15 protein-coding genes and 1 other annotated feature are annotated in these 21493 nt (G+C 27.5%); of the genes, 14 read left to right on the forward strand and 1 reads right to left on the reverse strand.

Annotated features, from left to right (window positions below; genetic code table 11):
* The first annotated feature begins 59 nt into the window (after nt 1-59).
* Nucleotides 60-233, forward strand: a complete 174-nt coding sequence (locus ABUA17_RS03805; RefSeq protein ID WP_156327477.1) for a hypothetical protein — start codon at nt 60-62, stop codon at nt 231-233.
* A gap of 168 nt (nt 234-401) precedes the next feature.
* Here the strand turns inward: ABUA17_RS03805 and ABUA17_RS03810 are convergent, their stop codons facing one another.
* Nucleotides 402-1796, reverse strand: coding sequence for an ArsB/NhaD family transporter (locus tag ABUA17_RS03810; RefSeq protein ID WP_195958889.1), 1395 nt, complete (start codon nt 1794-1796; stop codon nt 402-404).
* Nucleotides 1797-2029: 233 nt separating this feature from the next.
* Between ABUA17_RS03810 and ABUA17_RS03815 the strand changes: the two genes are divergently transcribed.
* The 13 genes from ABUA17_RS03815 (at nt 2030) to ABUA17_RS03875 (ending at nt 20812) form a co-directional block, all read left to right on the forward strand.
* Nucleotides 2030-2989 carry a hypothetical protein gene (locus ABUA17_RS03815; RefSeq protein WP_195958890.1) on the forward strand — a complete coding sequence of 320 codons (960 nt, stop codon included), beginning with the start codon at nt 2030-2032 and terminating at the stop codon, nt 2987-2989.
* Nucleotides 2990-3083: 94 nt separating this feature from the next.
* Entirely contained in the window at nt 3084-4226 is a 1143-nt protein-coding gene (locus ABUA17_RS03820) for a glycerate kinase family protein (RefSeq protein WP_195955411.1), read from the forward strand.
* Nucleotides 4227-4399: 173 nt separating this feature from the next.
* Nucleotides 4400-5515, forward strand: a complete 1116-nt coding sequence (locus tag ABUA17_RS03825; RefSeq protein WP_195955410.1) for a deaminase domain-containing protein — start codon at nt 4400-4402, stop codon at nt 5513-5515.
* A gap of 77 nt (nt 5516-5592) precedes the next feature.
* Nucleotides 5593-5819: a binding site (T-box leader), on the forward strand.
* A gap of 118 nt (nt 5820-5937) precedes the next feature.
* A complete protein-coding gene (gene thrS, locus ABUA17_RS03830) occupies nt 5938-7842 on the forward strand; it encodes a threonine--tRNA ligase (RefSeq protein ID WP_195958891.1) in 1905 nt (634 codons plus the stop codon).
* 212 nt (nt 7843-8054) lie between these two features.
* Nucleotides 8055-8630 (forward strand): TetR/AcrR family transcriptional regulator, encoded by a 576-nt coding sequence (locus tag ABUA17_RS03835; RefSeq protein ID WP_055277444.1) that lies wholly within the window; start codon nt 8055-8057, stop codon nt 8628-8630.
* Nucleotides 8631-8818: 188 nt separating this feature from the next.
* Entirely contained in the window at nt 8819-10588 is a 1770-nt protein-coding gene (locus tag ABUA17_RS03840; protein WP_195948472.1) for an oleate hydratase, read from the forward strand.
* 221 nt (nt 10589-10809) lie between these two features.
* The gene (locus ABUA17_RS03845) at nt 10810-13281 is read left to right on the forward strand and encodes a DUF7948 domain-containing protein (protein ID WP_195951212.1); all 2472 of its coding nucleotides are present in this window, start codon (nt 10810-10812) and stop codon (nt 13279-13281) included.
* Nucleotides 13282-13493: 212 nt separating this feature from the next.
* A complete protein-coding gene (locus ABUA17_RS03850; RefSeq protein WP_042394671.1) occupies nt 13494-14210 on the forward strand; it encodes a YczE/YyaS/YitT family protein in 717 nt (238 codons plus the stop codon).
* 158 nt (nt 14211-14368) lie between these two features.
* Nucleotides 14369-15013 (forward strand): YczE/YyaS/YitT family protein, encoded by a 645-nt coding sequence (locus tag ABUA17_RS03855; RefSeq protein WP_195948471.1) that lies wholly within the window; start codon nt 14369-14371, stop codon nt 15011-15013.
* Nucleotides 15014-15263: 250 nt separating this feature from the next.
* A complete protein-coding gene (licT, locus tag ABUA17_RS03860; protein ID WP_042394664.1) occupies nt 15264-16100 on the forward strand; it encodes a BglG family transcription antiterminator LicT in 837 nt (278 codons plus the stop codon).
* A 370-nt stretch (nt 16101-16470) separates the two neighbouring features.
* Nucleotides 16471-18333, forward strand: a complete 1863-nt coding sequence (locus ABUA17_RS03865) for a beta-glucoside-specific PTS transporter subunit IIABC (RefSeq protein ID WP_349817917.1) — start codon at nt 16471-16473, stop codon at nt 18331-18333.
* Between the two features lie 22 nt (nt 18334-18355).
* A complete protein-coding gene (locus tag ABUA17_RS03870) occupies nt 18356-19795 on the forward strand; it encodes a 6-phospho-beta-glucosidase (protein WP_055277454.1) in 1440 nt (479 codons plus the stop codon).
* Between the two features lie 156 nt (nt 19796-19951).
* Nucleotides 19952-20812: a Cof-type HAD-IIB family hydrolase gene (locus ABUA17_RS03875; protein WP_042394657.1), complete on the forward strand. Its 861-nt coding sequence runs from the start codon at nt 19952-19954 to the stop codon at nt 20810-20812.
* The last annotated feature ends 681 nt before the right edge of the window (nt 20813-21493 follow it).

Here is a 21493-nt window from a genome sequence, read left to right on the forward strand (position 1 = left end):
ATGACAAAGGTATATTTAAAAATATTATAAAAATGAAAAACAGGGGGATAAATAAGAAAATGGAAGAATTAATTAGAAATTATACAGGAGTTACTTTAACAATAGGAATCACTGGATTACCAATATTAATTACAGGTGAAGTTGCTTATGTAAATAATGGAATAGCAGCAGTAAGATTAGAAGATAAAAGAACTGTATATGTAAATACAGCTTATATAGCTTTCTTTAATTAATAGTTATTATAAAAAAGTGGTATAGATAAATGTCTATGTCACTTTTTTTTATGTATTAGATAATTATTGTTTTTAATAATAATTACCTAATACATTTAATTAAAGGAAATTTCTCTTTTCAGTAGGATGAGTAACTTCATCTAACCAAATTAAAATTTGTAGTTTTCCTTAAAAGATGAAAACATATGATATTAAGAATAAAGCTGATATAGATAGTATTATTAGTGAAAACGGAATAGAAAAAGAAATATATTTTTTTAAATTATAAACTTGATTTATTTTAACTTTATAATTGGATTCAATAATATGGTCATTTTGATATCGTCCTACTTCACTAAGCATTATTGGTCCTCCCGTAGCTGACCAAGGTAACATACTACTGCCAGCTAATATTCCTAATGCTAAGGCAGCATATACTAAATTACTTCCTACAATAGGATTTAATTGTAAGCAAATAGGTAGTAGTGTTGCAGCTGCAGGGCCAGCAGATAAAAATGTTGCTATAATAAAAGCTGAAAAAAGTATAGCTAAAAGAATTAAAAATACGTTATCAGAAGTAAATGAGATAATATATTTAACTATACTATCAAGTACACCAGATTTTTCTAAAACACTAGATAAAATAAATAATGTTGAAATAAAAACTAATGAATCAAGTACTGGAACTGTATTTAATATATTATCAGGTTTATCTATAGTAATTAATAAAAGCAATCCTATATAAATAATAGAAATAAATGAAATAGAAATAGAATAAAAAGGTGAAATACATATAGCAATTATAAAAGAAATAAATAAAATAATTGGGCAATATATCTTTTTAAATTTACTTGCATTAATATGCCTATCATGAAGTATAGGGGGGGTAGGTGGCGGAATATGATTTGGATGATGTGGAGGTGGTGGATCAGTAAATTTATTTTTTAAATACGCATCATCGGATATATTCATAATGTCATTTTTCTTATCATACTTTTTTACCCACCAAAGTGTATATGGAATTAAAAGCCCTGCCAATAGAGCACATGGAATAAATAATTTTGTTAGAAAATCCATAAGGCTAAAACCTGAATAGAGTGTTAAAATTACTGCAGGTGTATCAGCCCAAGGAAGTGGACAGCCACCTATATTTGAAGCAATTAAGCCAGAAACTAAAATTGGTAAAGGTGAAAGTTCTAACTTTATAGATAACTCTAGGCATATAAAAGTAAATAATAGAACTACACTTAAATTATTCATGAAAAGTGAAGTAAAATACATGACTAAAGGCAAAAGAATATATATGAGTGTTTTTTTACCTTTAGAAATGCTTAGAAATTTATCGCCAATATATTTAAAGAATGAGTTATTCTCAAAAGTCTTAGAAAATAGCCCTAAAGCAAGAATAAGTGTGATTATTTCTATAGGAAAATTTGAAAGAACATCGGATAGGGTGAAGGTATTAGTTACAGTTCCATATATTAATATTACTCCTAATCCAATGCTTGTTATAGCAGTACGATACTTAATAGAAAAAATCATTGCAATATATACTATTAAGGCTACTATTATTGCAAATGTCATATTATCCCTCCTAATTTTTTCTTAGGTTGTTTTTAGATAAATACTATGGACACATATTACATAATATGATTTTTTAGTGAAAGTGTTAATTAATAATTGATTAAAAATAAGCTATAGTATGTTGTAAGGAACAAAAAGTATAATTATTAATAATATATAATATAAATTGAATCCATGATTATCTAAATAAATGAATTTGATATGAACATAGAAATTTTAAGAAGGGAGCGAAAATGGATTATATATTATTAGTTCTTCTTATTATTTTATTTTTGAATAAGCAAAATAAAGATAGATTAATAAAAGTTAATCATAAAGAAGAGTCTTATGATGAGAATAAGTTAAATAATATAATAGGAAATAAGTATAAAGAATTAAGTAATTATAAGTATTCAAAAAATGAGATAGTAAGAGCTAAAAAGTATAAAGAGAAGGAATATGGCATTGATAATTGTGATAATACAATGCAAACAAGGAGTAATAACTATAAGGGATATTATGAATCAGATAATAATATAAAAAATAATATAATAAATAAATCAGATAAAATTGAGATAAATAATAACATAGATAGTAAAAATAAACATAAGGATCTAGAAGAGATTATAGAAACAAAAGAAAATGATAGTAGGTATAATAAAGAGATATTTAGCAAAGAAGAAAAAAAGATGGATGAATTAGATGAGAGTAAAGAAGAAATTTATAGTGAAGAATCAACTTATAATTCTTATGATGCGAGTAAAAATTGTGAGAAAGAGTATATTGATTTGAATGATAATAAACAATATAGGATTGTAGATATTTCTGAAAGTAATCAGGGGCTTAAAGAAAGTCTGGAGTTATATAAGGAAAGTGTAATAAATAATATAAGTAATAAAACAATTGATAATATAAATGAAGTTATAACATATAGGGAAGATGAAGAGATTCATACACAAGATAAGCAAATAGATGAGAACGATAAAGATATACAAATAGACGAAATAAATAAGATGGGTAACGTTGAAAAGAACAAAAATAAATTTAATAAATTAAAAAAGAGGTATAAGGGGGTTAATGTTTCAGTTTTAGTATCAGGAGTAGGAATTATAGAGGGAGAAATTGTATTTGATTTTCCAAATATAATTGCAGTTAAAAACAAAGAAGATATAATTATATTTATTGATGAATCTAAAATATTAGGTATATATTAAGGGGCAAGTTTTATAGCTTGCTCTTTAAATAATTATTAATTTATATTGGAAAAAAGAGGAAATTTTAAATATGCGGTCAAATTGGGAGAAAAGAATGAAGAATGATTTTGTTATTGTATTAGCACCTGATTCTTTTAAAGAAAGTATGAGTGCAAAAGAAGTTTGTATTGCAATGGAAAAGGGAATAAAAAAAGTAGATGCTAGTATAAAATGTATACATGTTCCTATGGCAGATGGTGGAGAAGGTACAATGCAGTCTTTAATAGATGCAACTAATGGAGAAATATATGATTTAGAAGTTACTGGACCTTTAGGAAATAAAATTAACGCTAATTTTGGAATTTTAGGCGATGGAGAAGTGGGAGTATTAGAGATGGCTAGTGCAAGTGGAATACACTTAGTTCCATTAGATAAGAGGAATCCATTAGTTACTACTACTTATGGTACTGGTGAACTCATTAAGGCTTGTTTAGATAAAGGGGTAAAGAAGTTATTAATAGGTATTGGAGGAAGTGCAACAAATGATGGTGGAGCTGGGGTTATTCAAGCTTTGGGTGGAAAGCTCTTAGATAAAGAAGGAAATGAATTGGGATTTGGTGGCGGAGAGTTAGATAAATTACATACTATAGATTTAACTAATTTTGATTTTCGATTAAAGGATGTTGTTGTTGAAGTAGCATGTGATGTTAATAATCCTTTATGTGGGGAAAATGGAGCATCACATGTATTTGGACTACAAAAAGGAGCAACCTTAGAAATGGTTAGTATTTTGGATAGAAACTTGAGGCATTATGCTGATATAATTAAAGAACAACTTGGAAAGGATATTTTGGATATACCAGGTGCAGGTGCAGCAGGTGGCTTAGGTGCAGGGCTTATGACATTTTTGAATGGAACATTAAAAACGGGAATTGAAATGGTAATTGAATATACTAGTTTAGAAGAAAAGATTAAAGATGCAGATATGGTTTGGACAGGTGAAGGAAGTATAGATTTTCAAACTCAATATGGTAAAACTCCATTAGGCGTTGCAAAAATAGCTAAAAAATATAACAAACCTGTTGTAGCTTTTGCTGGAAAAATTGGAGACGATATAGATATTTTATATGAAAAAGGAATAGACTCTATATTTGGAATTATGAAAGAGGTAACATCTATTGATGAAGCACTTAAACATGGAAAGAAAAATATAGAAAAAACAGCTGAAAATGTAATACGACTTATTAGATTAATATAAGTATATTGCTTAATAGAACTATTATTTTAATCAATTTGGAAAGAGTAAAAGCAAGTAATACAGTGAACTAGTATATTACTTGTTTTTTATTATTATATAGTATTAAATAATAAATTGTTATCTTATAATATTAAAGGTAATACTGAAGTAGTCACTCGAGATAAGAGGTAAATATGCAAATAAAAGATAAGAAAAATAAAAGAATAAAAATTAGTAATATAGATGATTTAAATAAAGAACTGAAGTTAAAGGGATATAATCTTGAAATATCAGATTATGATAAATTTAAAGAAGGTTTTATAAAAACTTTTAATATAAGTAATGAATTATTTAATAAGATTTATAAAACTATAAATGAAGAAAGTATTAGTTATAAGGTAAGTGATATTAATGATTTTATAAGATATATAAAAAATATTACGATATTTGAATATGAGCATAAGAAATTATGTGAGAAAATAAGTAAAATGAAAAGACTCCATATTGATAGAGTTGAATATGATAGAATACCAAGTACTCAAGATGATGTTGAACATATATTAAAGGTAATAGAAGAAACTAAAAAGTTTATATCGAAAAGAATTAATGATGAAGGAAAGAGAAAATTAGAATTTTTAGAAGAGGAAATTAATAAAGATTATGTTTATGCAAAAGATATTGAACTGTTAAAAAGAATGTTGATTTTTAATAATGAAAATGTAAATGAAGAGTATGATGAAAATAATCAAATAAAAACTTTATTTATTGAAGTACCTGAAGAAATAGGATTTGCTTATGTAAAAGCAGAAAAGGGTACTGTTGAATATCACCAGCATATAAAAAGTTATATTCCTAGGATGAAGAGATTAATTAAAAATTTAGATAAATATATTATAGAAGAGGAGAAGGGTACATTTAAAATAAATCAAAGTATAGCAATACAGGATTCGGTAAATATGGCAGTTGCATTATTTAATGATATGGAGTTTAGAGCTGTTAGTGGGAAGAATGATATTGAAAATAGTTGTACATTAATACCGTTAGGACAAGATTATTTTAAAAGTTGTAAGGTTAATAAGCTTGGTAAATTAGGAATTGGATATAATAGAGTTAATGATAGTGAAAAAAAAATAATTGAAGAGATACATAAACTTATAACTAAGGGAAAGTTAAAAGCAGAAGGTGATTTTACTTTATATAGTAAATGGGAACCATGTCCTAGCTGTTATTATGTTATTAGTCAATTTATTGAAAAGTACCCTAAGATAAATTTAAAGGTTATGTATTATAAAGAGTATGGAGAAAAATAAAAATATTTACAAATAAATGAAAAAGTAGTAGTATTATTTTAATGTAATTGTATATAATAGTAAATGAGATTAATATTAGTTATACGTTGATAGGGAAAAGTATTATAGAATACAGTTTTAAGAGAGAAAGTGTTATAAGCTGGAAGCACTTTTAAATATGACTATAAGAAAACTACCCTGGAGTTATGGTTTAGTATCATTAAGTGAGAAATACCATCGGTGAAGATCGATAAAACTTTTAAAGATGAATTGAATTTTTTAATTCAATTTGGGTGGAACCACGGATATAGCATTCGTCCCAAGAGTTGGGATGGATGTTTTTTTTATATCAAAAAATATATATTAATAAGGAAATACCTTCTCATAAAAATGAAGGTATAAGTTAAAACTTGGAATATCAGTTAAAGGAGGTAGAAAGTTAAATGATTAACGTAAAATTAAAAGATGGATCTGTAAGAAGAATTGAAGAAAATTCGACTATTTTAGATCTAGCTAAATCAATTAGTAAAAAGTTAGGAAAGTCCGCAGTAGTAGGTGAAGTAAATGGAACCTTAGTTGACTTAGCTTATAAGCTTCAAAATAATGATGAGGTTAATATAGTAACTTATGATGATGAAGCTGGGATTGAGGTTATGAGACATACTACCTCACATGTAATGGCTCAGGCTGTAAAGAGACTTTATAAAGATGTAAAACTAGCTATAGGACCAACAATAGAAAATGGATTTTATTATGATTTTGATATAGAAACTCCATTTAATAATGAAGACTTAGTTAAAATAGAAGAAGAAATGAACAAAATAATAAAAGAAGATATTTTATTAGAAAGAATGGTAGTAAGTAGAGAAGAGGCTTTGAAATTAATGGAAGGTAGGGGAGAGCCTTATAAGGTAGAACTTATAAAAGATCTTCCAGAAGGAGAAACAATTTCACTTTATAAACAAGGTAATTTTATAGATCTTTGTAGAGGTCCACATCTTTTATCTACTAAAGGAATAAAAGATTTTAAATTAACTAGTGTTGCAGGAGCCTACTGGAGAGGTAATGAAAAAAATAAAATGCTACAAAGAGTTTATGGAGTAGCATTTGCAAATAAAGATATTTTAAAGAGTTATTTAAATAATATAGAAGAAGCAAAAAAGAGAGATCATAGAAGGTTAGGCAAAGAGTTAAAGTTATTTACTTTTGTTGATGAAGGACCTGGATTCCCATTTTTCTTACCAAAAGGGGTTATTCTTAAAAATAATTTAATTAATTATTGGAGAGAATTACATCAAAAAGCTGGATATGTTGAAGTAGAAACTCCAATAATGTTAAATAAAAAGCTATGGGAAACTTCCGGGCACTGGGATCATTATAAAGAAAATATGTATACTTCAATGATTGATGAAGAAGAATTTGCATTAAAACCTATGAATTGTCCAGGTGGAATGCTTATTTATAAAACAGAAACACATTCTTATAGGGATTTTCCAATGAGAGTTGGGGAGCTTGGAAGAGTTCATAGACATGAACTTTCTGGTGCTTTACATGGTCTTATGAGAGTAAGGGCATTTACTCAAGATGATGCTCATATATTTATGTTGCCGGATCAAATAAAATCAGAAATTAAAGGGGTTGTTGCTTTAATTGATGAAGTTTATTCAAAGTTTGGATTTAAATATAGTGTTGAGTTATCTACAAGACCAGAGGATTCAATGGGAAGTGATGAAGATTGGAATATGGCAGAAGATTCATTAAAGGCAGCTCTTGAAGAAATGAATTTACCTTATAAAATTAATGAAGGTGATGGAGCATTTTATGGACCAAAGATAGATTTTCATCTTGAAGATAGCTTAGGTAGAACATGGCAATGTGGAACTATTCAATTAGACTTTCAATTACCACAAAGGTTTGAATTAGACTATATTGGTAGTGATGGTGAAAAGCATAGGCCAATAGTTATCCATAGAGTTATCTTTGGAAGTATTGAAAGGTTTATTGGTATATTAATTGAGCATTTTGCAGGTAAATTCCCAACATGGCTTTCACCAGTTCAAGTTAAGATTTTACCTATTTCGGATAAATTTGTAGATTATGCTAGTGAGGTTAAGAGAAATCTAGAGTCAAATGGATTAAGAGTTGAAACTGATTTGCGTACTGAAAAAATAGGATATAAAATAAGGGAAGCAAGAAATGAAAGAGTACCTTATATGATTATTATTGGTGAAAAAGAAGAAAATGATAAGACTATTTCAGTAAGAAGCAGAGATAATGGTGATGAAGGAGCTGTTGATTTAAATAGCTTTATTGATAGAGTAACTAGTGAAATAAAAAATAGAAAATAAAAAATTATGTTAGGAAAAGGGGATTGAATTTATAGCAAATCTTCTTTTCCTTTTTTTATTAAATTAAAATATAGAGAAATTATGAATTTTAAATTACTATTTTTAATTTTCCTAGATAAGGAAAGTTACAGATGATATAATGACTATTAATATAAGAACGTTTAATATAAATAAAAGAGTGTACAAGAGAGATATATAAGGGGTGAAGTTATATGGCACAAACAACTAAAAAGGCATTTGCTACATCTTTAAAAAAATTATTATCACAAAAGCCATTAGATAAGATTAAAATTACGGATATAACAGAGGATTGTGAAGTAAATCGTCAAACGTTTTATTATCACTTTAAGGATATATATGATTTATTAGAATGGGTTTATACAAATGAAGCAACAAGGGCTTTAGGAGATAAAAAGACATATGATACATGGCAAGAAGGGTTTTATGAAATATTTGAATATATTTTAGAAAATAAAACTTTTGTTTTAAATACTTATAATTCTGTAAGTAGAGAATATTTAGAAAGATATTTATATAATGAAACATATTATTTGCTTTTGGGTGTAGTTGAAGAAAAATCAAAGGACATGTCTGTTAGAGAGAAAGATAAGTCATTTATTGCAGATTTCTATAAATTTGCTTTTGTTGGATTAGTAATTGATTGGATAAGAAAAGGCATGATGGAAGAACCAAAAGATATTATTAAGAGATTAAATACATTAATTTCAGGAAATATTGAAACCGCATTAGAAAGATATAGAAATGATAAACATAATAAATTAGAATAATAAAATTTGGACAAACTTAAAGGTTTGTCTTATTTTTTTACAATTTTAAAGGTTTGTTTAAAAATAGGACATAGGCATAATTTTGTCTATAGAAGATGTTATTAGAAAGTAATACTATAAGCATATAAGATAAATCTACGAAATTTAATAAAAAATAAATTGTTTTTATATAAGAGGGAGGAATTTATATGTATTATAGTAATGGTAATTATGAGGCATTTGCTCGCCCAGAAAAACCAGCAAATGTAGATAGAAAATCAGCTTATTTAGTAGGGGCAGGACTTGCATCTTTAGCAGCAGCATGTTTTTTAGTTCGTGATGGACAAATGAAGGGTGAGCATATTCACATATTAGAAGAAATGAATATTGCAGGTGGAGCTTGTGATGGAATTAATGATCCAACAAAAGGTTTTGTAATTCGTGGTGGACGTGAAATGGAAAACCATTTTGAATGTTTATGGGATTTATTTAGATCAATTCCATCATTAGAAACAGAAGGCGTATCTGTATTAGATGAATATTATTGGTTAAACAAAAAAGATCCTAACTATTCTTTAATGAGAGCTACAGTAAATAGAGGTGAAGATGCACATACAGATGGTAAATTTGGTTTATCAGATAAAGCATCTATGGAAATAATAAAATTATTCTTTACTAAGGATGAAGATTTATATGATAAAACAATAGATGATGTATTTACAGAAGAGTTTTATAAATCAAACTTTTGGTTATATTGGAGGACTATGTTTGCATTTGAAGAATGGCATAGTGCATTAGAAATGAAACTTTATATTCAAAGATTTATCCATCATATTGGTGGACTTCCAGATTTCTCAGCATTAAAGTTTACTAAGTATAATCAATATGAATCTTTAATATTACCAATGGTTAAATATTTAGAGTCACATGGGGTTAACTTCCAATACAATACACAAGTTACTAATGTAATATTTGAAAAAGAAGGTAAGAAAAAAGTAGCAAAACAAATTATTTGTATTCATGATGGAAAAGAAGAAAAAATAGACTTAGTAGAAGATGACTTAGTATTTGTTACAAATGGTAGTTGTACAGAAAATGCTACATTAGGTGATCATGATACTGCACCGGTTTTAAATACTGAAGAAGGTGGTTGCTGGAGATTATGGAGAAACATCGCAGCTCAAGATCAGGACTTTGGACATCCAGATAAGTTTTGTACAAATATTAAAGCTACAAACTGGGAATCAGCTACAGTTACAACTTTAGATGATAGAATACCACCATATATTGAAAAAGTATGTAAGCGTGATCCATTTAGCGGAAAGGTAGTTACAGGAGGAATAATAACAGCAAAAGATTCTTCATGGTTAATGAGCTATACATTAAATCGTCAGCCACATTTTAAAACACAACCTGGAGATCAATTAGTTGTGTGGGTTTATGGATTATTTACAGATGTTCCTGGTGACTTTATTAAAAAGCCTATGAAGGAATGTACAGGATATGAAATTACTCAAGAATGGTTATATCATTTAGGTGTTCCAGTAGATGAAATTCCAGAAATGGCTAGAAATTCTGCAAGAGCTATACCTTGTATGATGCCATATATAACAGCTTTCTTTATGCCAAGAACAGCTGGTGATAGACCCAAAGTTGTACCAGAGGGATGTGTTAACTTTGCATTTTTAGGTCAATTTGCAGATACAGTTCGTGATACAGTATTTACAACTGAATATTCTGTAAGAACAGCTATGGAAGCAGTATATACATTATTAAATATTGATCGTGGAGTTCCAGAAGTATTTAATTCTTGTTATGATATTAGAGTATTACTAGATTCAACTTCTAAAATGATGGATGGTAAGAAGATTACAGATATAAAACTTCCATTAAAAGCTAAGATGGTTGAAAAGAAAGTATTTAAAGAAATTCAAGGAACTGTAATTGAAGAGTTGCTAGAAAGGTATAAATTAATATAAAAAAATATTAATTATTATTAAGTAAATATATAGGTTTAACTTACTATAGAAAATTGTAATTAGAGTTATTTATTGATAAAGAAAAGAGATTATCATAATTGATAGTCTCTTTTTATGCATTTAAATCAAGTTATATATAAATAGAAATGTAGTGATAATTAAAAATTAAGGTACATAAGTTAATATATAGTAGAAATAATGTTATAAAAGGAGGAGAGATTATGAGCAATGTTAAGATAGCAAATGTATTAAATAATTTACCGTTGATATTTGAAAGAAATATAGGTCAATATGATAATAAGGTACAATTTGTATTAAACAAAAAAGAATGTACAACCTTTTTTACTGATAAGGAGATAGTATTAGCATTTAGAAGTAATGAAAAAATACAAGAGTTGAAAGAGTTAGATAGTAGTAACTTATATAATACATCACTAAGAAAAATGGAAGAGTATCAAATTAATGTTTTGAGAGTTTGTTTTAAAAGTTCAAATAAGATTCCTCAAATAATAGGTAAAAATGAATTTAATTGTACATTAAATTATTTTAAGGGAGAAGATATTTCAAATTGGAAATGTTCTATACCATTATATGAAAAGCTATTATACAAAGAAATATATAATGGAATAGATATATTATATTATGAACGTGAGGGGGTTATTAAATGGGACTTTATAGTTGAACCTAATAAAAATATAAACAACATATTATTAAATTTAAATGGAGCAAATAACATAGAGTTAGATGATAATGGAGATATAAATGTTAATATAAAAGAAAGAATATTAAAAATATCAAAACCTGAAGCTTATCAAAATAATAATGATGAAAAAATAGAAAGTAGCTTTGGAATAGATGAGGACGGTAATATAAAATTTAATATAAGTAATTATAATGAAGAAGATAGTTTAACAATTACCATATCAGTATCATTTGATAATTTTAATTCTACTTGTGTAGTTGATAGAGCAAATTCAATAGCTGTAGATGAAAAGAACTGTGTATATATTACAGGAGAAGTAGGCTTTCAAAACTTTCCAGACAAGAAGATTTATAAAAATGTTTTAAGTGGAAAGGATTATGGTGCTTTTTTGGTAAAGATAGATACTACTAAAAAGGGACAGTCGGCACTAAAGTATGCAGCTTATATTGGTGGGGAAGGCATTGATGAGGCTGTTGGAATAGCTGTGGATAATGAAAAAAATGCATATATAGTAGGAGCAACTAATTCAATATATGAATTTCCAGTAACAGAAAAATCATATGCATATAGTTATCCAGGGGGAAGTAAAACAGGTTTTTTAATTAAAATAGACACTAAAAAGGTTGGATTAAGTAGCTTAGTTTATGGAACATATTTAGGTGGGAATTCGTATGATTATGCTTATTCGGTGGCAATAGATAAGGAAAAGAATGTATATGTAGTGGGATTAACTAATTCAAATTTTGGATTTCCTATAAGTGAAAGTGCTTATGAAAAAAATAATGATGATGCTGTTGATGTTGGATTTTTATTAAAACTAGATATAAATAAAGAAAGAAAAGATGCATTGTTATATGGAACATATTTTGGTGGAAATGACTCAACTAGTTTTTCAGCATTAGCAGTAGATGACAATGGTTATGTATATGTTACAGGTGTTACTCAATCAAAGGATTTTCCTGTAACACAAAATGCTTATGAAACTAAATTTAAAGGAGGATTAAGTAGTGCTTTTATATCTAAATTTAATTTGAATAAAACAGGAAAAGAGAGCTTAATATATTCCTCATTTTTATGTGGAGATGGGGAAGAAGCTGGATATGGAATTGCAGTTGATTCAAGAGAATGTGCTTATATAACAGGAGTAACAAATTCTTTGAATAATTTTCCTATAACCCAAAATGCATTTCAAAATAGTATATCTAACATAGAGGGTTCGGGGTTTCTTATTAAGATAAATACACAATTATCAGGAGAAAAAGGACTAGCCTATGGAAGTTATATAGATGGAAATGGAAGTGATGTATGTTCAGATATAAAAATTGATTATAATAATTATGTATATATATGTGGGTTTACAACATCAACTGATTTTCCAGTGAATAGTTATGAAAATGGTTGGGTAAAAAATGGATATAATTCTTTTTTATTAAAATTAGATATAAACAAAGAAAGAAGAAAAGCTTTATTACTTGGAACATTCTTAAGAGAAAATATAAATGATTTTGCATTAGGGCTTGCATTAGATAATGAATTAAACACATATATTACTGGATATGCTCATTCAATTTCTGAAGATAGAAGTAAAGAAAAAGAAGGCTATTATGAAGAGAGTTCAATATCTATAATGAAAGTAAGCACTAGAATATGCAATTTAAGTATAGAAAAATCACAATATAATATTGATGTTGAACCCGGAGGAAAAACTCAATATGAAATAAATATTATAAATAATGGTCCAGATGTAGCAACGGATATTAGAATTACTGATGTTTTAGGAAGAGGAATAACAGTAAAAGAAATAAGTGTATCAAAAGGATCAATTCATCAACTAGGAAAGGAAATAATATGGAAAGTTAGCGAGCTAAATATTGGTGAGAGCGCTAAAGCAACTATTAAGATCAGAGTTTTAATAAATAGTGAAATATCAGAAAAAGAAACTTTTATTAATGTAAATGACAATATATATTGCTCAAAGAGTAGTATATAAAAAGTGTCCTTAGTTATCTATAAATAGTATTACGATTATCTTATTTGTTTAGATAATTAGTCAATAAGATAGTCGTAATAATATAATTGATATTTTTTTGACAATACATATAATTTCTTATAAAATGGAATATGTGCACTTAAATTACATAAATATTAAATAGTCACAGCACTTAGTCGAAGAAAAAAACATAATAGTAAAGGGTGAAAAAATTGAAAAAAGCAATTAATTTGATTAAAAGATTAGTAATGTTTTTTGTTGGAATGAGTATAATTCAATTTGGTGTAGCTTTATTTTTAAAGACAAGCATTGGATCAGATTCATTTACTGTTTTTACAGAAGGATTGGCAACGGTTCTAAATAAAACTGGATTAAAAGATTTATCAATAGTTCATATGATTACAGGAAGAGCTGAAGTTACTCCAGGTGTAGCAAATATGATAATACTAATAGTATTATTTATTGGAATACTGATAGTTGATAGAAAACGTATAAAGATAGGAACATTAATATGTGTTATTGGGGTAGGACCAATAATTGATTTAGGTGTAAAAGCAGTATCATATTTTCCTATAGAATCTGCAAATATATTTGTAAAGATGTTATTAGTATTAGGTGGATGCTTTATAATTGCAGTAGGATTTTCAATAATGTCTGAAAGTGATATAGGAGTAGCACCAAATGATATTGTTCCATTTATAATTAAAGACAAGCTAAACTGTCAATATAGATGGGTTAGAATAGCATTTGATGCAACTTTTTTAATTGTTGGATTTATTCTTGGTGGAAAGGTTGGAATCGGTACTATTATAGCAATGTTGGCGATAGGACCATTCATTCAATTCTGCTTACCTTATGGTAAAAAGTTTGTTGGAATTGTTCTTAACGGTAAAGAAAAATCAAATAATGAATCAACTGTGATTGCATAATTAAGTTGACAATTTTATGTGTAAATGATAATAAATAGATAGTAGTAATATAAGAAAATATTGGTACTATCTATTTATTTTTTTATGATCATATCTATAGGAGAATTTATAATGAGAAATTTTTTAATAAAGTAAATATAAATTTTTGGGGGATATAGATGAAGAATGCAAACAGAATAGCTATTTATATTTGTGGTATATTTTTATTGGCTTTAGGTGGAGTATTAGCAATAAAATCTAACTTAGGAGCATCACCTGTAAGTTCATTACCGCTAAGTATAAGTAAGGTTACTAGTATTAGCTTAGGGAGAGCGGCAGCAATATTATTCATTATTTATGTAGGAATACAAATACTAATATTAAGAAGGGATTTTAAAATAGTTCAATTATTACAAATAATATTTGCTATATTATTTGGTCAAATAATGAATTTTTTTAATGCAATTATTAATATAAATATTGATAGTTTTTATATTAGAATAGTAATTTGTATATTAAGCTTTTTTATCACAGCTTTTGGTGTTACATTTACTATTACAGCAAATATTGTACCAGTAGCTCCAGATGGATTAGCACAAGTTATAAGTAAAAAGGCAAAAATAGAATTTGGAAAGGCAAAAATATACTTTGATTGTGTTGTAGTAGCACTATCAGTAGGAATATTACTTATAAACAATAAAGGATTAGATGGATTAGGTATTGGAACTGTTTTATCGGCGTTATTAGTAGGAAGAATAGTAGCTTATATAAATAAAAATTTAAAGCATAAAATTGAAAATATATGCTTTGTAGAAGCTGCATAAAATTTAAATAAATATATTGACAATGTTTACATTAGTTGATAAAATTAAGACAAGTTAATAGTGGAATCCATTTTGGGATTGTTACTGAGTAAGCAGGCAAAACCTAAATTGATACCAAATATATGTATATTAATTATTTTTATATGATAATTATATGCATTATTTGATATTGATTTAGGTTTTTTGTATAACTTTAATTAAGTTTAATATCTTAAATTAGTAAATATAAAAATGAGGGGATTATACTGATATGATCATAAATAAAGTATTAAATAACAATGTTGTGACAATTATAAGTGAAAATAGTGAAGAAGCAGTTGTTATGGGAAGGGGTATAGCTTTCCAAAAGAAAAAAGGCGATGAGATTGATGAGAGTAAAATAGAAAAAATATTCGTCTTAGAAAATAAAAGTATAAATGAAAAGTTGCTTACTTTAGTGAATGATATTCCAGCAAAGTATTTAGAAGTTGCAGAAAATATAATAAAATATGCAGAAAATAAGTTGGGTACAAAGTTAAATGAAAATATTTATTTAACACTTACAGATCATATTAGTTTTGCAATTAGTAGAGCAGAAAAAAACTTAGAAATAAAAAATGCAATGCTTTGGGATATTAAGAGACTTCATAAAGTTGAATTTGAAATTGGAATCCATGCATTAAAGATTATTGAGGAGAATTTAAATTTTGAGTTACCAGAAGATGAAGCAGCATCAATAGCAATGCATATTTTAAATGGTGAACTTGATCAAGAAATGCCAGAAATAGTAGATATGATTAAATTAATTGAAGAAATATTAAAGATGGTAAAGTATCATTTTAATATTGAATTTGATGAAGAGTCGATTAATTATTATAGATTTATTACTCATTTAAAATTCTTTACTCAAAGACTATCTAGTGGAAGATATTATGAAGATAATGATAATGACTTATTTGACATGATAAAACTTAAGTATCCAAATTCTTATGAGTGTGTAAAAAGAATTGAGGGATTTGTAAAGCAAAAATATGGTACTCAATTAACTAAAGAAGAAATGCTATATTTAATAATACATACAGCTAGAGTAGTACATGAAAATTGTTAAAATTAAATATAACTTTAATACTTTCCATTAGGATTGTTACTGATTCGATCAGGCAAAACCTAAATTAATAATTAAAATTAAGCAGTAGATATGATAATTCATTAGAATGATTTATTAAAGTATTTATCATTTTATTTGAAGTATAATGCTAGAAGTAAGTATATCTGTAGTTTTAATTTTAAAAGTTAGTTTAGGTTTTTTTATATAATTTTTATTAACTGATAAGTAAATTGTGGAGGTGATGATCAGGAAAATTAATATAACCTTAGAAGTTTCATAGGATTGTTACTAGGTTAGGCTAGGCAAAACCTTAATTCTTCAAAATTTTAAATTTGAGAAAATTAAAATATTGAAAGCGAGGAATTAAGCTATGAATTATGAAAATTTAGCAAAACAAATATTAAAAAATGTCGGTGGACAAGAAAATGTATCAAATTTAACACATTGTGCAACAAGATTAAGATTTAATCTTAAAGATTTATCAAAAGCCAATACAGAAGCAATAAAGAAAACAAAAGGTGTTATGGGTGTTGTAGATAAAGGAGCCCAATATCAAATAATTATAGGTAGTGATGTTGCTAATGTATATAAGGAGTTATTAAAGATTGGTAATTTCCAAAGTTCTAGTTCTAAAAATGATGGTGAGAAGAAAGGATTGGATAAGATATTTGATATAATTGCAGGTACTTTTACTCCAATATTACCACCACTTACGGCAGCTGGAATGTTAAAGGCTGTTTTAGTATTATTAACCACTTTTGGATTAATGTCTAAAGAAAGTCAAACTTACTATATATTAAGCTTTATGGCAGATGCAATATTCTTCTTATTCCCAGTAGCACTTGGATATACTGCGGCAGTTAAATTTAAGTGTAATCCATTTATGGGTATATTGATGGGAGGAATAATGATTCATCCGAACTGGACAGCTTTAGTAAATGCAAAAGAAGCTGTAACTTTATTTGGATTACCTGTTAAGTTAGTAAGTTATACATCTTCAGTTATTCCGATTATACTAGTTGTTTGGGTAATGTCATATGTTGAAAATTTTGCAGATAAAATATCACCAAAACCAATTAAATTTTTCTCAAAACCTTTAATTACTATATTGGTTATGGGGCCATTAGCTTTAATAGCTTTAGGGCCTATAGGATCAGTTTTAGGCGAAGGTTTAGCTGATATTGTAACAGCTATAAATAATGTTGCACCTTGGTCAATACCAATGATAATTGGTGGAGTATCTCCATTGCTTGTTTTAGTTGGTATGCATTATGCATTTTTCCCATTAGCATTTAATGATTTAGCATTAAAGGGATCAGAAAATGTTTTAGGACCAGGTATGCTTGTATCTAATATAGCTCAAGGTGGCGCAGTTTTATGTGTTTCTTTAAAAACTAAAAATAGAGATTTAAAACAATTAGCAGGATCAGCAGGACTTACTGCATTGCTTGGAATTACAGAGCCAGCGATGTATGGTGTTACAATGAAGCTTAAAAAACCTCTTATAGCTGTTTGTTCAGGAGGAGCTTTAGCTGGATTATATATTGGACTTATGGGAGTTGTTCGTTATTCATCAGGAGCACCAGGATTAGCATCTATTGCTATATTTATAGGGGAAAATCCAATGAATATTGTTCATGCATTAATTGGTTGCGCTATAGCATTTGTATCTGCATTTGCTTTAACTTGGATAATTGGATTTGAAGATCCTGCAAATGAAGATGATCAAATAGAAGATGAATCTTTAGAAGAAGTTGCAGTAGATAAAGCACCATTAATGAATAAAATTACTATTGCTAGCCCATTAAAAGGAAATATAGTTCCTTTAAATGAAGTTAAGGATGAAACATTTGCATCAGAAATGATGGGGAAAGGTATTGCTATTAATCCAACAGAAGGAAAGGTAGTATCACCAATAAACGGTACAGTTCAAATGATATTTAAAACAAAGCATGCAATTGGATTAAAATCAGAATATGGAGCTGAAATTTTAATTCATATTGGTATGGATACAGTTCAATTAGATGGTAAGCATTTTACTGCACATGTTAAAGATGGAGATAAGGTTAAAGTTGGAGATACTTTAGTTGAATTTGATATGAATGCTATAAAAAATGAAGGTTATGAATTAATTACACCTGTTATTATCACAAATACTATGGAATATTTAGAAATAGTACCAAAGGACATTAAATCAGTTAATACAGGAGAAACATTGATTACAATACTTTAGTAAATAAAAGGGGAGGATAGTTATGAATAATAATTTTAATAAATTTCCAAAAGATTTTCTGTGGGGAGGAGCTTTAGCTGCAAACCAATGTGAAGGTGGATACAAAGAAGGCGGAAAAGGATTAACAACTGTTGATCTTTGTCCAGCTGGAGAAAATAGAAGAAAAGTTATGGAAGGTAAAATTGATATTTTAAGACCTATTGAAGGAGAGTATTATCCATCACATGAGTCTATAGATTTTTATCATAGATTTAGAGAGGATATAGCATTATTTGCAGAGATGGGATTTAAATGTTTAAGAATATCAATTGCTTGGTCAAGAATATTCCCTCAAGGAGATGAAGAAACTCCAAATGAAGATGGATTAAAATTCTATGATGAAATGTTTGATGAAATGATTAAACATGGAATAGAACCAGTAGTTACAATATGCCATTTTGATACTCCAATTGGAATTATCGAAAAGTTTGGTGGATGGAAAAATCGTAAATTTGTAGATTTCTATTTAAATTATTGTAAGGCTATCTTCACAAGATATAAGGATAAAGTTAAGTATTGGATGACATTTAATGAAATTAATATGATATTACACCTACCATTTATGGGTGCTGGTGTTAGATTTGAAGAAGGGGATAATGAACTTCAAATTAAGTATCAATCAGCTCATCATGAACTTATAGCAAGTGCATTAGCAACTAAAATGGCACATGAAATAATTCCAGGATCTATGGTAGGATGTATGCTTGCTGCTGGAGCAACTTATGCATATAGTTGCAATCCAGAAGATGTCCAAAAAGCTATGGATAAAGAAAGAGAAAATTTATTCTTTATAGATGTTCAATCAAGAGGAGAATATCCTGGTTATGCAAAGAGATTCTTAAGAGAAAATGGAATTGAGCTTGTATTTGGTGAAAATGATGATGAGATATTAAAGAATAATACTGTAGATTTTATTGGATTTAGTTATTATTCAAGCAGATGTGCAAGTGTTGATCCAGAAATAGTTAATGGAAAAACTTCAGGAAATGCATTTAAAACTGTTAGAAATCCATATTTAAAGGCATCAGAATGGGGATGGCAAATAGATCCCCTTGGATTAAGAATAACAGCAAATCAACTATATGATAGATATCAAAAGCCATTATTCATAGTTGAAAATGGATTAGGTGCTGTAGATATTCCAGAAGAAGATGGAACTATAAATGATGATTATAGAATTGAGTATTTAAGTGAACATGTTAAAGCAATGAAAGAAGCAATTGCAGATGGAGTTGATTTAATAGGATATACTCCATGGGGATGTATAGATTTAGTATCAGCATCAACTGGAGAAATGAAAAAGAGATATGGATTTATTTATGTCGATAAAGATAATGAAGGAAATGGTACTTTAAATAGAAGTAAAAAGAAGAGTTTCTATTGGTATAAAAAAGTTATAGCAACTAATGGTGAAGAACTTTAATAATTAGGGAAATGGACTACATTTTATTTATAATATGTAGTCCGTTTTTTTATACCACTTATAAATTTAACTTTATTATTTATATTTTATATAATAAAGTTTGGTATAATAAATAGTATAAAATAACATTAAAGATAAGGAGTAGGAGAATAAGATATGATAAAATTAATTGCAAGTGATATGGATGGGACTTTACTAAATGATGATCATATGATATCTGAAGAAAACTTAAAGGCTATAAGAAAAGCTCAAGAAATGGGAAGACACTTTACAATTGTAACAGGAAGAGATTATGGTGCTGTTAAGTCATATTTAGAAGAATGTAATTTAAAATGCGAATGTATTTTAAGTAATGGAGCAGAGTACAGAGACGTAAATGGAAATGTTATTGAAAGTGTTTATATGAATAAAGATAGCGTAAAAATAGTATTTGATATATTAAATGATGCTGGATTATGTATTCAATTAATGACTAATAAGGGATCTTATGTAACTAATAAAGAAAGTGATAAAAAAGCTATTATTGATAGATTTAAATTGTTTAACCCTAAGATGAATGAAGAAGAAGTAATAGAATTCGTTGAAAAGTTCCATACTGAAAGAGGAATGAAATATATAGATGATGTTTATGAAATTTTAGAAAGTAATGTAGAGGTATTAAAAATAGTTACTTTTGATAATGATGAGAAATTAATAGCAAATTTAAAAGAAAAATTAAAGAAAAGCACAAGTGATTTAGCAGTAGCATCAACTTTCTCTAATGATATTGAAATAAGTGATATTGAGGCCCAAAAAGGATTAATATTAGCTAAGACAATTAAAAAAATGGGAATAGATAAGAGTGAAGTAATAGTTCTTGGCGACAGCTTTAATGATTATTCAATGTTTACTGAATTTGAAAATTCTTATGCTATGGAAAATGCAATTCCAGAGATTAAGGAGATAGCTAAATATATTACTGATAGTAATAATAATGATGGAGTAGCTAAGGCAATTTATAAGTCTTTAGAAGTATAATTTAAAAAAGCAACCATTTTACAAATAAAAGTGTAAAATGGTTGTTTTTTGTTTTATGCTAAATTAGCACTTTAAATTTATGACTTATACAATTTTTTTCATATGATTGATGGATAAGTTTAAGAAGAATTGTTTTGAAACTTATCATTGTTTTTTTATATTTAATTTTGTCACTAACTCTTTAGTGACATTTATGTAATATCTATTAATTGAAGGAATAATTTTACTGGTATAAAATTAATCTTGGTTATATTTATAAAAATTAAAATTAAAATTTTAATTTTATTTGTTATACATTATACGACTAAGGACTATTACTGCTATTATAAAAATTTTATCTTTAATGATTTATAAATATAACTTAGTACTTCAAAAAAAGGAGGAATTAGTAAGAAGTTTAATTTTAAATATAAAGCGCCAGAACTCTTATGAGTTGACGAGGATGGGGAGTATCGAATTCTTCGGCGGGTGCCCCACGGTATCGCACTACCGTTAGCGACTAGTAAAACTATGAAGCGATTTGTAGGACAGGTCTAGTCTGGTGTTAAAACCTTGATTGTATTTTTTTAATGTCACAGCATTTGTATGTAGTTTTACAATGTTTGAATTAAATTATTACAATAAATTTTTTATGATGGATAGCTGTTACAACACTACTACCTCTTTAGGTAGTAGATAACA

This window comes from Clostridium sp. RTP31139st1_H3_RTP31139_211217 (genome assembly GCF_040227035.1).
In the GTDB taxonomy this organism is placed as follows: domain Bacteria; phylum Bacillota; class Clostridia; order Clostridiales; family Clostridiaceae; genus Clostridium; species Clostridium saudiense.

Coding starts and splice junctions, on each gene's coding strand:
- ABUA17_RS03805 (WP_156327477.1), top strand. CDS start 60: ATGGAAGAATTAATTAGAAATTATACAGGAGTTACTTTAACAATAGGA.
- ABUA17_RS03810 (WP_195958889.1), bottom strand. CDS start 1,796: ATGACATTTGCAATAATAGTAGCCTTAATAGTATATATTGCAATGATT.
- ABUA17_RS03815 (WP_195958890.1), top strand. CDS start 2,030: ATGGATTATATATTATTAGTTCTTCTTATTATTTTATTTTTGAATAAG.
- ABUA17_RS03820 (WP_195955411.1), top strand. CDS start 3,084: ATGAAGAATGATTTTGTTATTGTATTAGCACCTGATTCTTTTAAAGAA.
- ABUA17_RS03825 (WP_195955410.1), top strand. CDS start 4,400: ATGCAAATAAAAGATAAGAAAAATAAAAGAATAAAAATTAGTAATATA.
- thrS (WP_195958891.1), top strand. CDS start 5,938: ATGATTAACGTAAAATTAAAAGATGGATCTGTAAGAAGAATTGAAGAA.
- ABUA17_RS03835 (WP_055277444.1), top strand. CDS start 8,055: ATGGCACAAACAACTAAAAAGGCATTTGCTACATCTTTAAAAAAATTA.
- ABUA17_RS03840 (WP_195948472.1), top strand. CDS start 8,819: ATGTATTATAGTAATGGTAATTATGAGGCATTTGCTCGCCCAGAAAAA.
- ABUA17_RS03845 (WP_195951212.1), top strand. CDS start 10,810: ATGAGCAATGTTAAGATAGCAAATGTATTAAATAATTTACCGTTGATA.
- ABUA17_RS03855 (WP_195948471.1), top strand. CDS start 14,369: ATGAAGAATGCAAACAGAATAGCTATTTATATTTGTGGTATATTTTTA.
- licT (WP_042394664.1), top strand. CDS start 15,264: ATGATCATAAATAAAGTATTAAATAACAATGTTGTGACAATTATAAGT.
- ABUA17_RS03865 (WP_349817917.1), top strand. CDS start 16,471: ATGAATTATGAAAATTTAGCAAAACAAATATTAAAAAATGTCGGTGGA.
- ABUA17_RS03870 (WP_055277454.1), top strand. CDS start 18,356: ATGAATAATAATTTTAATAAATTTCCAAAAGATTTTCTGTGGGGAGGA.
- ABUA17_RS03875 (WP_042394657.1), top strand. CDS start 19,952: ATGATAAAATTAATTGCAAGTGATATGGATGGGACTTTACTAAATGAT.